General features: G+C 64.5%; 11 protein-coding genes and 1 riboswitch. Of the genes, 5 read left to right on the plus strand and 6 right to left on the minus strand.

Annotated features, from left to right (window positions below; genetic code table 11):
* Positions 1–219 precede the first annotated feature (219 nt).
* Together C0Z18_RS11825 and ggt are read left to right on the plus strand one after the other, a co-directional pair.
* Positions 220–1,080: a MurR/RpiR family transcriptional regulator gene (locus C0Z18_RS11825; RefSeq protein ID WP_102645602.1), complete on the plus strand. Its 861-nt coding sequence runs from the start codon at positions 220–222 to the stop codon at positions 1,078–1,080.
* A gap of 140 nt (positions 1,081–1,220) precedes the next feature.
* The gene (gene ggt, locus C0Z18_RS11830) at positions 1,221–2,921 is read left to right on the plus strand and encodes a gamma-glutamyltransferase (RefSeq protein WP_233217286.1); all 1,701 of its coding nucleotides are present in this window, start codon (positions 1,221–1,223) and stop codon (positions 2,919–2,921) included.
* A gap of 62 nt (positions 2,922–2,983) precedes the next feature.
* Here ggt and metF read toward each other — a convergent pair whose 3' ends face one another.
* The 5 genes from metF to C0Z18_RS11855 all read right to left on the minus strand — a co-directional run bounded on the left by metF (position 2,984) and on the right by C0Z18_RS11855 (position 7,303).
* Positions 2,984–3,811, minus strand: coding sequence for a methylenetetrahydrofolate reductase [NAD(P)H] (gene metF, locus C0Z18_RS11835; RefSeq protein ID WP_102645604.1), 828 nt, complete (start codon positions 3,809–3,811; stop codon positions 2,984–2,986).
* Positions 3,812–3,860: 49 nt separating this feature from the next.
* Complete coding sequence (locus C0Z18_RS11840) at positions 3,861–4,214, minus strand: phage holin family protein (RefSeq protein WP_102645692.1); 354 nt, start codon at positions 4,212–4,214, stop codon at positions 3,861–3,863.
* A gap of 224 nt (positions 4,215–4,438) precedes the next feature.
* A complete protein-coding gene (ahcY, locus tag C0Z18_RS11845; protein WP_102645605.1) occupies positions 4,439–5,860 on the minus strand; it encodes an adenosylhomocysteinase in 1,422 nt (473 codons plus the stop codon).
* Between the two features lie 34 nt (positions 5,861–5,894).
* Positions 5,895–6,014, minus strand: a riboswitch (S-adenosyl-L-homocysteine riboswitch).
* A gap of 82 nt (positions 6,015–6,096) precedes the next feature.
* Positions 6,097–6,807 carry an LrgB family protein gene (locus C0Z18_RS11850; RefSeq protein ID WP_102645606.1) on the minus strand — a complete coding sequence of 237 codons (711 nt, stop codon included), beginning with the start codon at positions 6,805–6,807 and terminating at the stop codon, positions 6,097–6,099.
* Between the two features lie 64 nt (positions 6,808–6,871).
* Positions 6,872–7,303 (minus strand): CidA/LrgA family protein, encoded by a 432-nt coding sequence (locus C0Z18_RS11855; protein WP_102645607.1) that lies wholly within the window; start codon positions 7,301–7,303, stop codon positions 6,872–6,874.
* A gap of 111 nt (positions 7,304–7,414) precedes the next feature.
* Between C0Z18_RS11855 and C0Z18_RS11860 the strand changes: the two genes are divergently transcribed.
* Positions 7,415–8,359: a LysR family transcriptional regulator gene (locus C0Z18_RS11860; protein WP_102645608.1), complete on the plus strand. Its 945-nt coding sequence runs from the start codon at positions 7,415–7,417 to the stop codon at positions 8,357–8,359.
* Here C0Z18_RS11860 and C0Z18_RS11865 read toward each other — a convergent pair.
* Positions 8,314–9,978, minus strand: coding sequence for a GMC family oxidoreductase (locus C0Z18_RS11865; protein WP_102645693.1), 1,665 nt, complete (start codon positions 9,976–9,978; stop codon positions 8,314–8,316). The two genes, C0Z18_RS11860 and C0Z18_RS11865, sit on opposite strands and share 46 nt — an antisense overlap.
* A 348-nt stretch (positions 9,979–10,326) precedes the next feature.
* Here C0Z18_RS11865 and C0Z18_RS11870 point away from each other — a divergent pair, with 348 nt between their 5' ends.
* Positions 10,327–12,033, plus strand: coding sequence for an isovaleryl-CoA dehydrogenase (locus C0Z18_RS11870; protein ID WP_102645609.1), 1,707 nt, complete (start codon positions 10,327–10,329; stop codon positions 12,031–12,033).
* A gap of 63 nt (positions 12,034–12,096) precedes the next feature.
* The gene (locus C0Z18_RS11875; protein WP_102645610.1) at positions 12,097–13,515 is read left to right on the plus strand and encodes a coniferyl aldehyde dehydrogenase; all 1,419 of its coding nucleotides are present in this window, start codon (positions 12,097–12,099) and stop codon (positions 13,513–13,515) included.
* The last annotated feature ends 26 nt before the right edge of the window (positions 13,516–13,541 follow it).

Below are 13,541 nucleotides of genomic sequence, written 5' to 3' on the forward strand. Positions count from 1 at the left end.
CAGGCCGGGCAAGCGTAGCACGGCGCTCGATCGCTTCTCGCGGATGATGTAATGAATATCACGCCGAGTATTCGAAGCAAATAGCGCCTGCTTATCCAAAGCGGGTAAACACCGACTCATTTGCGCATTGACGCGCTTTTTTGGCTTGCTAGCATCTCGATTACGTAACGAACGTTACAACCCACTCCCGAAACCGAAGATTTCATCGTACTAGGCACCGTGACACCACTTTCCGTGAGGCTGCTGCTCAAGCAGCGGGAAACCACTTTTACGGTATCGGAGCGGCGTGTGGTCGCGGTACTGCTGGCGAATTACCCGAGTGCGGCGCTGACCTCGATCTCGCAGCTTGCCGGCGCGGCGCAAGTCAGCGATCCGACGGTTCATCGGCTCGTCTTGAAGCTCGGTTTCGAGGGCTATCCCGAGTTCCAACGCGCGTTACTGGCCGAAGTCGATGCGCGCATGAACTCGCCGCTGTCGCGGCTCGAATCGCCGGCGGACGAAAGTCATGCCGAAGACGTTCAAAAAGCGATGCTGGGCTCGCTGACGCTCGCCATCGGCAAGACCGCGGAGCAATCCTCGCGCGAGGACTTCGAGCGTACGGTTTCGTTGCTCGCCGATCTCGATCGCACCGTGCTGTGCTGCGGCGGCCGCGCGAGCGGCTTTATCGCGTCGTGGCTCGCCGTGCTGCTCAGTCAAGTGCGGCCGCACGCACGGCACGTCGAGCCCTCGCTGGAGCGCGGCTCCGAAGCGCTTGCCGATCTGACGCCGGGCGACGTGGTCGTCGTCTACGACTACCGGCGGTACCAGGAAAGCGTCGTGCAATTCGCGCGCGAGGCTCACGATTTGGGCGCGCGCGTCGTGTTGCTCACCGACGAGTGGCGCTCGCCGATCGCCGCTTTCGCCGACGCCGTGCTGGTCTCGTTCGTCCAAAACGGATCGCCGTTCGACACGAAAGTGCCGGCTGTCGCGCAAACCGAATCGATCGTCGCCGCGCTCGTGCAGCGCATGCCTGCCGAAGCGAAGGACAGGCTCACACGAATCGAAGCCCTGAGAGCCGGGCGCATCGCGCAGAGCACGTGAGCGCAGCGCGCGAATCCGGCCATCCATCCCACCACCGTCTCAGCAACCTAGAGCAGGCCCATCCGATGAAAAAGCACAGCCCCCTGATCGCCGCGCTCGGCGCGGCACTCGTCGCGACGAGCACGATCGCAACCGGCGCCATGGCCGCCTCGCGTCCTGCCGTCGAGGCGCGCAACGGCATGGTCGTCACGTCGCAACATCTAGCCTCGCAAATCGGCGTCGATATCCTGAAGATGGGCGGCAACGCCATCGACGCCGCGGTGGCTGTCGGCTACGCGCAGGCCGTCGTCAACCCCTGCTGCGGCAACATCGGCGGCGGCGGCTTCATGACGATTCACCTGGCCGATGGGCGCGATACGTTCATCAATTTCCGCGAGACGGCCCCTGCCGCCGCCACGGCGAACATGTATCTCGATGCCGAGGGCAACATAAAGAAAGGCGCGAGCTTGTACGGCTATGGCGCCGTGGGCGTGCCCGGCACGGTGATGGGCATGGATCTCGCCGAACGCAAGTATGGGCGGCTCACCCGCGAGCAGGTGATGGCCCCGGCGATCCGTCTGGCGCGAGAAGGGTTCGTGCTGACGCGCGCCGACACCGACATCCTCGACACGACCGTCAAACGCTTCAGCCAAGACCCCGGCATCGCACGTATTTTCCTGCGCAAGGACGGCACGCCGTTGCAGCCCGGCGATCGGCTCGTGCAAAAGGATTTGGCCAATACGCTCGAAGCGATCGCCAAGCATGGCCCCGATGCGTTTTACAAAGGCAAGATTCCGGCGGCGATCGAGACTGCGTCGAAAAACGGCGGCGGCTTGCTGACGGCGGCCGACTTCGCGAACTATCGCGCGACCGAGATGACGCCCGTGAGCTGCGACTATCACGGCTATACGTTCATCTCGGCACCGCCGCCGAGCTCGGGCGGCACGACGATGTGCGAAATCTTGAATACGCTCGAAGGCTATGACTTGAAGGGCTTCGGCTGGCATTCGGCGCAGGCGGTGCACTACATGGCCGAGGCGATGCGTCATGCCTATGCCGATCGCAACACGAAGCTCGGCGATCCCGCCTTCGTGAACAACCCGCTCGATCAATTGCTGAGCAAGTCGTACGCGGCCAAGATCCGCGCGTCGATTCCGGCCGACAAGGCGACCCCGTCGATGGACTTGGCCGATGCCGCCTCGCTGCCGGAAAAGAAGGAAACGACGCATTACTCGATCGTCGATAAGGCGGGCAACGCGGTCTCGACGACCTACACCGTGAACGGCCGCTTCGGCGCCGTCGTCATGGCCCCGGGTACGGGCTTCTTTCTGAACGACGAGATGGACGACTTCACGTCGAAGGTCGGCGCGCAAAACATGTTCGGTCTCGTGCAAGGCCCGAACAATGCGATCGCACCGGGCAAGCGTCCGCTCTCGTCGATGGCGCCGACGATCGTCACCAAAGACGGCAAGGTATTCCTCGTGATCGGCTCGCCGGGCGGCTCGCGCATCATCACGACGACGCTCGAAACGGCGATCGACATCATCGATTACGGCATGGAGCCGCAAGAAGCGGTGGACGCCGCGCGCATTCACGAACAGTGGCTGCCGGACGTCGTGTATTACGAGCCGTACGGGGTGTCGGCCGATACGCTGAAAATCCTGGCGAACGAAGGCTACAAGATGGTTCAGCAAACGCCTTGGGGCGCGGCTGAATTGGTCGAAGTCGGATTGCCAGGCTTGGCGGCCGATCCTTCACAAAGTTCGGGTAACGATTCGGCGGTCGGCGGCAAGGTGCGCGTGGGGTATTTCTACGGTGCCAACGATGAGCGCCGCCCGGCGGGAGAGGCGTTGGGGTATTGAGTGCGCACGGCCGCCGAGCGAATATAGGTGGGCAGGTGCCGCGAGTGCGCGGCACCTGAGTTTCAAGCCAACCGCTCGCAAATTGCCTTGGTCGCGGTGGCCGCATTCAGCGTATAGAAATGCAACCCGGGCGCGCCTTCCTTCACGAGCCGCTCGCACAGTTGCGTAACGACATCGAGCCCGAAGGCGCGAATCGCTTCGCGATCGTCGCCGAAGCTCTCCAAACGCTTGGCGACCCAGCGCGGCACTTCGGCCCCGCACATCTCCGAGAAGCGCATCAACTGAGAGTAGTTCGTGATCGGCATGATGCCGGGCACGATGGGCACATCGACGCCGAGTTTGCGCGCATCGTCCACGAACCGGAAATACGCATCGGCGTTATAAAAATACTGCGTGATCGCCGCATTGGCGCCCGCTTTCACCTTGCGCGCGAAGTTCTCCAAATCGTGCTTCGGAGAACGCGCCTGCGGGTGGTACTCCGGGTAGGCTGCCACTTCGATGTGGAACCAGTCACCGTACTCGGCACGGATGAACGCGACGAGTTCCGACGCATAGCGCAGTTCGCCCACTTCGCCCATGCCCGAGGGCAGATCGCCGCGCAACGCGACGATATGGCGGATGCCATTGGAACGATAGCGTTCCAAAATCGCACGCAGGCTTTCCTTCGACGAGCCGATGCACGACAAGTGAGGCGCGGCTTCGATACCGTCCTTGGCCATGTCGAGCACCGTATCGAGCGTGCCTTGCTGCGTCGATCCGCCCGCGCCGAACGTCACCGAAACGAACTTCGGCTTGAGCAGCGCCAACTGTGCGCGCGTGGCGCGCAGCTTCTCGACGCCGTCGGGCGTCTTCGGCGGAAAAAATTCGAACGAGATTTCGATGGGATTCATGATCCGGTGATCCGGTGTGGGACCGAGCCGCGACAAAGCCGCGCCGCCTTCAACCCAAACTGCGGTTGCCGAAAATCAACGCAGAAAGCAGCCACGACACGATGCTGTACAAGATCGAGCCGAAGAACGCCGACCAAAAACCCGACACCTCGAAGCCCTTCAGCAACGATGCCGCAAGCCAGAAACACAAGGCGTTGACGACGAGGATGAACACCCCCAGCGTGACGATCGTAACGGGCAGCGTGAGGATGATCAACACGGGCCGGAGCACGGCATTGATGAGGCCGAGCACGAGTGCGATGATCAACGCCGTGCCGAAGCTGCGGATGTGGATCGATGGCACGAGGTACGTGATGATCAAGAGCGCAAGCGCGTTGATGATCCAAGTCAGCAGCACTGTCATAGCGGGTTCCTTCGGCGTAGCGATCGTTGGGTCGATGGGTCGATGGGTTGGTCTCGATTTGTTATCGGACGGCGAGCGGCCAAACGGGATCGCGCGGCCGCGCAGCTCGGTATTGCAATTGAACAAGGCGGCGCCGGCAAGCGCCACGCCGCCTTCATACCCGCCGGCGAACACGGGAACGGCTCGCCTAGACTAGAACGAACCGCCCCCGGCCGACTGCCCGATCAATAGCGGTAGTGGTTCGGCTTGAACGGGCCGTTCTTCTCGACACCGATGTAGCTCGCTTGCGCATCGGACAGCACGGTCAGATTCGCACCGATACGCGCAAGGTGCAGACGCGCGACCTTCTCGTCGAGATGCTTCGGCAGCACGTACACCTTGTTGCCGTATTCGCCGCCGCGCGTGAACAACTCGATTTGCGCGAGCGTTTGGTTGGCGAACGAGTTCGACATCACGAACGAGGGGTGGCCCGTCGCGCAGCCGAGGTTCACCAAGCGCCCTTCGGCCAGCAGGATCACACGCTTGCCGTCCGGGAAGATGATGTGATCGACTTGCGGCTTGATGTTTTCCCACGTGTACTGGCGCGTCGAAGCCACGTCGATTTCGGAATCGAAGTGACCGATGTTGCAGACGATCGCGTTGTGACGCATCGCCTTCATATGGTCGTGACCGATCACGTGATAGTTGCCCGTGGCCGTGACGAAAATGTCGGCCTTGTCCGCCGCGTAATCCATCGTGACCACGCGGTAGCCTTCCATCGCGGCTTGCAGTGCGCAGATCGGATCGATTTCCGTGACCCACACCGTCGCGCCGAGCCCGCGCAGCGACTGCGCGCAGCCCTTGCCCACGTCGCCGTAACCTGCGACGACGGCGATCTTGCCCGCGATCATGACGTCGGTCGCACGCTTGATGCCATCGACGAGCGATTCGCGGCAGCCGTAGAGGTTATCGAACTTGGACTTCGTGACCGAATCGTTGACGTTGATCGCCGGGAACGGCAGGCGGCCGTCCTTCTCCATCTGATACAGGCGATGCACGCCCGTCGTCGTTTCCTCGGTCACGCCCTTGATCTGCGACAGACGCTTCGAATACCACGAACCGTCGATCTCGAGGTGACGCTCGATCGACTTGAAGAGCGCGATTTCTTCTTCGTTGGTCGGCTTGGCGATCACCGAGCGGTCCTTCTCGGCCTTCGAACCCAAGATCAAGAGCAGCGTCGCATCGCCACCGTCGTCGAGGATCATGTTCGCGAATTCGCCGTTCGGCCATTCGAAGATGCGGTGCGAAAACTCCCAGTATTCGTCGAGCGATTCGCCCTTGAACGCGAACACCGGCGTACCCGACTTGGCGATGGCTGCCGCGGCGTGGTCTTGCGTGGAGAAAATGTTGCACGAGGCCCAGCGCACGTCGGCGCCCAGTGCCTTGAGCGTCTCGATCAGCACGCCCGTTTGGATCGTCATGTGCAGCGAGCCGGCGATGCGTGCGCCCTTGAGCGGTTGCGCGGCTTTGTATTCCTCGCGGATCTGCATGAGACCGGGCATTTCGGTCTCGGCGATCGTCAGTTCCTTACGACCCCAGTCGGCCAGCGACAGATCGGCAACGAGGAAATCTTGATTGTGTTTCGAATCGATAACAGCGGCGTTCATCACGCCCTCCTTTTCTAATGAGTTCTAGAAAATATAGACGTGAGCGCCGTTCGATGGAGCTAGCCCGCCCGCGTGTCCATGCACGCAAAGGCTTGCCGTCCGATTGAAGTTTTCGAGCCTGGCGGAATGATCCGTCGCAACGCTCCTCGAAAACGGATGGATTGTAGCAAAATTCGCGGCGCGAGCGATGCAACGAGAGCCGCCGCGTGGCCGGCATGCGCCGGCGGTCGAATCATTTAGCCGAAGGTCGCGCCGAGCAACGGCGCGAGCAAGACCATCACCACGCCCGCGATCATCATCGTGAGACTCGCCACCACCCCCTCCTCGCTGCCGAGTTCCCGCGCCCTGGCTGTCCCCACGCCGTGCGCGGCCGCCCCGAACATCGCGCCGCGCGCAAGCCGGCTGCGCAGCGGCAAGAACGCCAGCACGAGCTCGCCGAGCAACATGCCGCATATGCCGGTCGCGATCACGAACAGCGCGGTGAGCTGGCGCGGCGCGTGGATTTGGTCGGACACCGCAAGCGCGAACGGCGTCGACACCGAGCGCGTGATCAGGCTGCGCGCGACGTCGGGCGCAAGGTGCAACAGCTTGGCGAGCGCGAACGAGCCGATCACCGCCACCACGATCCCCACGGTGACGCCAGCGGCAAGCGAGATCCAATGGCGGCGCATCAAAGCGCGGTACTCGTAGATCGGCACGGCGAACGCAACCGTGGCCGGTCCCAGCAGCCACATCAGCCAACGGGTGTCGGCGAAGTAGACCGAATACGGGATGTGCATGGCCAGCACCACGACGGCGAGCATCGCCGGCACGACGACGAGCGGCGTGAGCCACGGACGCTTGAAGCGCGCGTACAACCGCTTGCCCGCCGCGTAAAAGACGATCGTCAAGACGAAGCAAGCGGCGGCCACCCATTGCGGCCGGAATTCCGTCACCGGCCAGGACATCACGGACGAAAGGGACATCGACTCAACTCCTCGCCAGGCGGGCGCAAAGGCATCGTCCGCCCGCTCACGCGGCCGAGACGAGACGCGAGGCGCGGGCACGGCGCATCGCAAGAACGCGCTCGAGCCGCGCGGCTTGGTCGACGGTGAACGCCACCGCCACCATCACCAACAGCGTGCCGCACACGACGACGAGCGCAAGGCGCCAGCCGTCGGACTTGAACAATCCGCCGTATTGCACGACCGCGACGGCCGCCGGAACGAAAAACAACAGCATGTCGGAGAGCAGCCAATCGGCCCCGGCCTTGACCCACCGCGGCGCGACGCCTCCCGTGAAAAGCAGCACGAGCAGCGCGGCCAAGCCGATCACACCGCCGGGCACCGGCAACCCCAAGTGCCGCGCCGCGAAATCGGCGCCCAGCCAGAGCACGGCCAGAAAGGTGCTCTGTCCCGCGATACGAATCACTTGGCGCAGACCCTCGATCGATTTCGTGCTCATGGCAAAACTCCCTATTGACTCCACAGCCAAATTGTAAGAAGCCTGGCGTCATAAATAAAATGACTTAAACTCATCGCCGGCATTCCAAATTGGAACTAACGAGGGGTCGTCATGGAGCTACGCGCGCTGCGCTACTTCGTCGAGGTCGTTCGGCAGCAGAGTTTCACGCTCGCGGCCGAGCACATGTTCGTCACGCAGCCCACCATCAGCAAAATGGTCAAGGCGCTGGAGGAAGAGATCGGCGCGCCGCTCCTGCTGCGCGAGGGACGCCAAATGGTGCTGACCGACGAGGGTCGCATCGTCTATCAGCGAGCGCAGGACGTGCTCGCCGCCTACGCCCAGTTGCAGGCGGAACTCGACGACGTCGGCACGCTCGGCCGCGGCGCGCTCACGATCGGCATTCCGCCCATGGGCGGCTCGTTGTTCACGCCCATCATCGCGGCGTTTCGCCGCCGCTACCCGAAGATCGAACTGAAACTGTTCGAACAAGGCTCGCGCGCCATCGAGGCGGCGTTGCTCGCCGGCGAACTCGAGTTCGGCGGCGTGTTGTTGCCCGTCGATCCGCAAGTGTTCGACGTCTTGCCGATGTCGCTGCAATTGTTGTGGGTGGTCGCCCCGCACGGCTCGCGCTTCGACGGCGTGCGTCAAGTGCGTCTCGCCGACCTAGCCTCCGAACCGTTCGTGTACTACGGAGAGAGCCTCGCCCTGAACGACGTCGTCACGCGGGCCTGCCGCGACGCGGGTTTCACGCCGCAAATCGTCTCGCGCAGCAGCCATTGGGACTTCATGGCGGCACTCGTGCGCGCGGGCGTCGGCATTGCGCTACTGCCGGCCCCCTACTGCCGGCGGCTCGATCCCGCGCACTTCACGTGCCGGCCGGTCGTCGAGCCCGAAATCCGCTGGGAGATGGCAATCGCGTGGCGCAAGAGCGGCTATCTCTCGCATGCCGCTCGCGCGTGGCTCGACGTCGCACGCGAGACGCTGCCCGGGCAGCCCGGCGACGACTTCGTCTACACGCGTTCGGACAATATCAACGGCGCTCCGGCCGACGACTGACCGGCGCCGCGCTCGGCCGCGATGAAGTCCGCCGCCCGTTCGGCGATCATGACCGTCGGCGCGTTGGTATTCCCGCCGACGAGCGTGGGCATCACCGACGCGTCCACCACACGCAAGCCCGTCACGCCGCGAACGCGCAACCGCGGATCGACGACCGCTTGCGCATCGCCGCCCATGCGGCACGTGCCCACCGGGTGATAGATCGTATCGGCATGGCGGGCGATGACCTCGGCCAACTCGGCATCGGTCGCATGCGGGGGGACGTAAAGCGTCTTGCCGCCATAGGCGGCCAGTGCCGGCGCGGCCACGATACGCTGCGCGATACGCACGCCGGCAACGAGCGTCTGCCTATCGTCCGGGTCGGATAGAAAACGCGGATCGATGCGCGGCGCCACGCGCGCGTCGGCGCTCGCGAGCGAAACGGTGCCGCGGCTCTTGGGCCGTAACACGCAGACATGCACCGAGTAGCCGTGGCCCCAGTGCAAACGCCGGCTGTGATCGTCCACGAGCGCCGCGCAAAAATGCAACTGCAGGTCGGGGCGATCGAGCGACGCGCGGCTTTTCAGAAAGCCGCCGGCCTCGGCGACGTTGCTCGACCAGATTCCCTCGCCGCGGCGCAAGAACGCGGGCAGTTGCGCCGCCATCTTCGCGAAGCCGCGCAGCGAATAGCCGACCGGCTCGGTGCTCGCCACGCGCACGTTCAGCGTGAAATCGACGTGATCGATCAGATTGCCGCCGACCTCGGGCGCCTCGTGCACGAGCGGCACGCCGAACGCGCGCAGCGTTTGCGCCGGTCCGATGCCCGAACACATCAACAGTTGCGGCGAACCGAAGGCACCGGCGGCGAGGATCACCTCCGCACGAGCCGTTAGTGCGGCGATCCGGCCGTCCCGCATCATTTCGACGCCGGTCGCCCGGCGCGCGCCGTCGAACAGCACACGCAGCGCGCACGCATCGACGATCGTATCGACGTTCGCAGGCGGTCCCGATCGCGCAGCGCCTGCCTCATACAAATAAGCACGCGCGACGCTGCAGCGCCGCCCGCCGCGTTGCGTCACTTGGTAAAACCCCACGCCCTCTTGATCGGCGCCGTTGAAGTCGTCGTTCGGGCGGTAGCCGGCTTCGATCGCGGCCTCGACGAAACGCGTGGAGATCGGATTGCGAAAACGCAAATCGGATACCGCAAGCGGCCCGCCCGCGCCGTGCCATTCGTCGGCGCCGCGCTCGTTGTCTTCCGCGCGGCGAAAGTACGGCAAAACATCGGACCAGCCCCAGCCCGTGCAGCCGAGGTTCGCCCATTCGTCGTAATCGAGCGGATGGCCTCGCGTGTAGATCATCGCGTTGACGGCGCTGGAGCCGCCCAACCCTCGCCCGCGCGGCTGATAGCCCCGCCGGCCGGCGAGTCCCGGCTGCGGCGCCGTGCGATAGCCGTAGTTCGTCTTCAGCTTGTACGGCACGAGCGCCGCGATACCGAGCGGCGTATTCACCAGCCAATTACGGGCGGTATGAGGTCCTGCTTCGATCAATGCGATGCTCGCGTCCGGACATTGCTGCGCGAGCCTACCCGCGAGCGCGGCGCCGCCCGAACCGCCGCCGACGATGACGTAGTCGTATTGCATGCGTCCCTCCATTACTCCATGTTCGGAACGAACAGCATGTCCCGGCGACTGGCGTTCTCATGTTTTCGCGCATTGTAGGGAGCATAGGCAGGCCTGCGCGATCGCCGGCGCAGAGCGATTCCTCTAAACCGCGCACGCCGCGCGAACCTATCATTAAGTCAGACGCGCAAGCGAGCGCGGTGCGGCTTGCGCGCAATTCGAACAGCGCCGCATCTGCCTTCGCAAGAACGCTGGCGGCTTGCGCGCGACCTATCGAACACGCGGCCGAATCGAGCCGCAAACAACACCTGGAATCGACAGCGCGCCGAGGTATCGTCCGCGTACGAGCCCCAGCAGGAGACACGCTCTATGGAACCCCAGGCCCCGCCGGCCACGCACGAAGTCACGAATCAAGTGCCGCCGCTCGAGCATTACAACCTGTACGAGAGCGATGCGACGCTCACCGCGGCGCTCGAGCGCGAAGGTGCCGCATGGCATGCGAGCGCGCTCGCGAGCGACGGTGCCGCGCTCGGCACGCCCGAGGTGCTCGCACTGGCCGGTGCCGCGAACCGCCACGAACCCGAGCTCACTACGTTCAGTCCGCGGGGCGAGCGCATCGACACGCTCGAATTTCATCCGAGTTGGCATAGCTTGCTCGCCCTTTTGCGCGAGCAAGGGCTGCATGCGCTGCCGTTCGATACGCCGCGCGCCGGTGCGATGGTGGCGCGCTGCGCGGGCTATTTTCTGCATGCGCAGCTCGAGTCGGGCTCGCTATGTCCGCTGACGATGACCTTCGCGAGCATCCCCGTACTGCGCCGCGAGCAAGCGCTCTTCGCCCAAATCGCCGAAAAGCTCTACGCGCGCGAACACGATTCGCGCGATGCGCCGCTCGCGAGCAAACGCTCGATGATGGTCGGCATGGGCATGACGGAAAAGCAAGGCGGCTCGGACGTGCGCACGAATCAGACGCGCGCGTCGGCGCTCGGCGCGCAATCGGGACGCGGCGCCGCGTATCGGCTCGTCGGTCACAAATGGTTTTTCTCGGCGCCGCAATGCGACGCGCATCTCGTCCTCGCGCGCACGAGCGCCGATGCGCCGATCTCGTGCTTTTACGTGCCGCGTTATACGCCCGACGGCGCTCGTAACGCGATCCGCGTGCAGCGTTTGAAGGACAAACTCGGCAATCGCTCGAACGCGAGCAGCGAAGTGGAATTCGTCGATGCCTACGGCGTCATGATCGGCGACGAAGGGCGCGGGGTACCGACCATCATCGAGATGGCGAACTACACGCGGCTCGATTGCGTGATCGGCAGTGCCGCGCTCATGCGTGCGGCGCTGGTTCAGGCGATTCACCACGCGCGTCATCGCGTGGCGTTTTCGCGGCGCCTCGTCGATCAACCGCTCATGCGCAACGTCCTGGCCGACCTCGCGCTCGAAAGCGAGGCGGCAACGGTTCTGTTCATGCGCCTTGCGCGCGCCTTCGATGCGCATCTCGCGGCCGAACGCACCGGTGGCGCCGAGAGCGACGTCGAACGGGCATGGCGGCGTATCGTCACGCCCGCCGCCAAATTCTGGGTCTGCAAGCGTGCGCTCGAATTCACCGGCGAAGCGATGGAGGTTTGGGGGGGCAACGGATATGTCGAAGAGGGGCCGATGGCGCGCTTTTATCGGGAAGCGCCCGTCAATTCGATTTGGGAAGGCTCGGGCAACGTCATGTGCCTCGACGTGCTGCGCGCGCTCGAACGCGATCCGCAAGGCGCTCGCGCGTTGCTGACGCAATGGCGCGCCGATGCGCCGGGCGAGCCGGTGCTCGTGTCGGCGCTCGATTCGCTCGAAGCCTCGCTCGCCGCCTCGCCCGAAGCACGCGAAGCGGGCGCGCGCCGCATCGCCCAGCAGTTGGTGCTGTGCGCCCAGGCGATCTTGCTGCTGCGCGCGGGACCCGAGGACCACGCGCAAGCTTTCATCGCCACCCGGTTAGGCGAGTGCGGAGCAGGGCTCGGCGGCGGGCGCGTGTACGGGACGCTGCCCGCCTCGTTCGATCACGGCGCCATCGTCGCGCACGCGTTGCGCGTTTGAATGCGAAGCGCAAGCGCGGCACGGTAGCGAAGCGCACCCAGCGGTGAATATCAAAGGATACGCATGAAGAACGATTTGCCCGGCGCCACCGCGCTCGACCACCTGCTGCGCATGCAGCGCGAAGCGTACGCGCGCGAGCCATACCCCTCATGGGACACGCGAGCGGCACATTTGAAAGCGCTGCGCGCAATGCTGCTCGACAATGGCGACGCACTGGCGCAAGCGCTCGACGCCGATTTCGGTCAACGCTCCAAGGCCGAGTTGCTGCTGTCGGAGTTGTGGCTCGCCAAGAACGAGATCGATTCGGCGCTCAAGCACGGCAAACGCTGGATGAAGCCGCAGCGCCGCGCCACCGGTATCTGGCTGCGGCCCGCGACGGCGAAGGTCGTGCCTCAGCCGCTCGGTGTCGTGGGCATCGTCGCGCCGTGGAATTATCCGATCTTGCTCGCCGTCGGTCCGTTGATCTGCGCACTGGCGGCCGGCAACCGCGCGATCATCAAGATGTCGGAGTACACGCCGCGTACCGCCGAACTCGTTCGGCAATTGATCGAGCGCACCTTCGCCCCCGAGCAGGTGGCCGTCGTCACGGGCGATGCTCAAGTCGGGGCGGCTTTTTGCGGCTTGCCGTTCGATCATCTGATCTTCACGGGCTCGACGGCCGTCGGCCGGGAGGTCATGCGTGCGGCCGCGGCCAATCTGACGCCCGTCACGCTCGAGCTAGGCGGCAAATCGCCCGCGATCATCGGGCCGCATGCGCGCTTCGAGCACGCCGTGGACAGCATCCTCGCCGGCAAGACGCTGAACGCGGGGCAAACGTGTATCGCGCCCGATTACGTCCTGTTGCCGCGCGGGATGGAGCAAGCGTTCGTCGAGCGAGCCCGTGCGCGCGTCGCGCGGCTTTACCCTGATTTCGCGCATAACCGCGACTACACGACGCTTATCTCGGCACGCCACTTCGAGCGCATGAACACGCTCGCCGATGAAGCCGTCGCACAAGGCGCCGCGCTTCATCCGCTTGCCGAGGCGAAGCCCGATGCCGCACGCCGTCTCTTCCCGCCGTGCGTCGTGACGAACGCGCCCGAGCAAGGCACGCTGATGCAAGAAGAGATCTTCGGGCCGCTGCTGCCGCTCGTCCCCTACGACACGCTCGACGACGCGCTGCGCTACGTCAACGCCCGCCCGCGCCCGCTTGCGCTCTATCTCTTCGACGACGAACGCCGAACCGTGGAGCGCGTCTTGCACGAGACGGTATCGGGCGGCGTGGCGGTCAACGAGACACTGCTGCACATCGCCTGCGAAGGGTTGCCGTTCGGCGGCGTGGGCGCCAGCGGAATCGGCGCTTATCACGGATACGAGGGCTTCACGACGTTCTCGAAGATGAAGCCGATACTCGTGCAACCGCGCTGGAATGCGCGGGCGCTGCTGCTGCCTCCCTACGGGCGGCGCTTTCACGCGCTCATGCGGCTCATGTTCAAACTGTGAGGCGAGACGATCCGTGGCGATCCGCG

This window comes from Trinickia dabaoshanensis (assembly GCF_002879885.1).
GTDB classification, from domain to species: Bacteria; Pseudomonadota; Gammaproteobacteria; order Burkholderiales; family Burkholderiaceae; genus Trinickia; species Trinickia dabaoshanensis.

Bases quoted from the DNA above. Each gene is read 5' to 3' on its own strand.
- ggt (WP_233217286.1), top strand. From the start codon at position 1,221: ATGGCCGCCTCGCGTCCTGCCGTCGAGGCGCGCAACGGCATGGTCGTC.
- ahcY (WP_102645605.1), bottom strand. From the start codon at position 5,860: ATGAACGCCGCTGTTATCGATTCGAAACACAATCAAGATTTCCTCGTT.
- C0Z18_RS11855 (WP_102645607.1), bottom strand. From the start codon at position 7,303: ATGAGCACGAAATCGATCGAGGGTCTGCGCCAAGTGATTCGTATCGCG.
- C0Z18_RS11840 (WP_102645692.1), bottom strand. From the start codon at position 4,214: ATGACAGTGCTGCTGACTTGGATCATCAACGCGCTTGCGCTCTTGATC.
- metF (WP_102645604.1), bottom strand. From the start codon at position 3,811: ATGAATCCCATCGAAATCTCGTTCGAATTTTTTCCGCCGAAGACGCCC.
- C0Z18_RS11875 (WP_102645610.1), top strand. From the start codon at position 12,097: ATGAAGAACGATTTGCCCGGCGCCACCGCGCTCGACCACCTGCTGCGC.
- C0Z18_RS11865 (WP_102645693.1), bottom strand. From the start codon at position 9,978: ATGCAATACGACTACGTCATCGTCGGCGGCGGTTCGGGCGGCGCCGCG.
- C0Z18_RS11850 (WP_102645606.1), bottom strand. From the start codon at position 6,807: ATGTCCTGGCCGGTGACGGAATTCCGGCCGCAATGGGTGGCCGCCGCT.
- C0Z18_RS11870 (WP_102645609.1), top strand. From the start codon at position 10,327: ATGGAACCCCAGGCCCCGCCGGCCACGCACGAAGTCACGAATCAAGTG.
- C0Z18_RS11860 (WP_102645608.1), top strand. From the start codon at position 7,415: ATGGAGCTACGCGCGCTGCGCTACTTCGTCGAGGTCGTTCGGCAGCAG.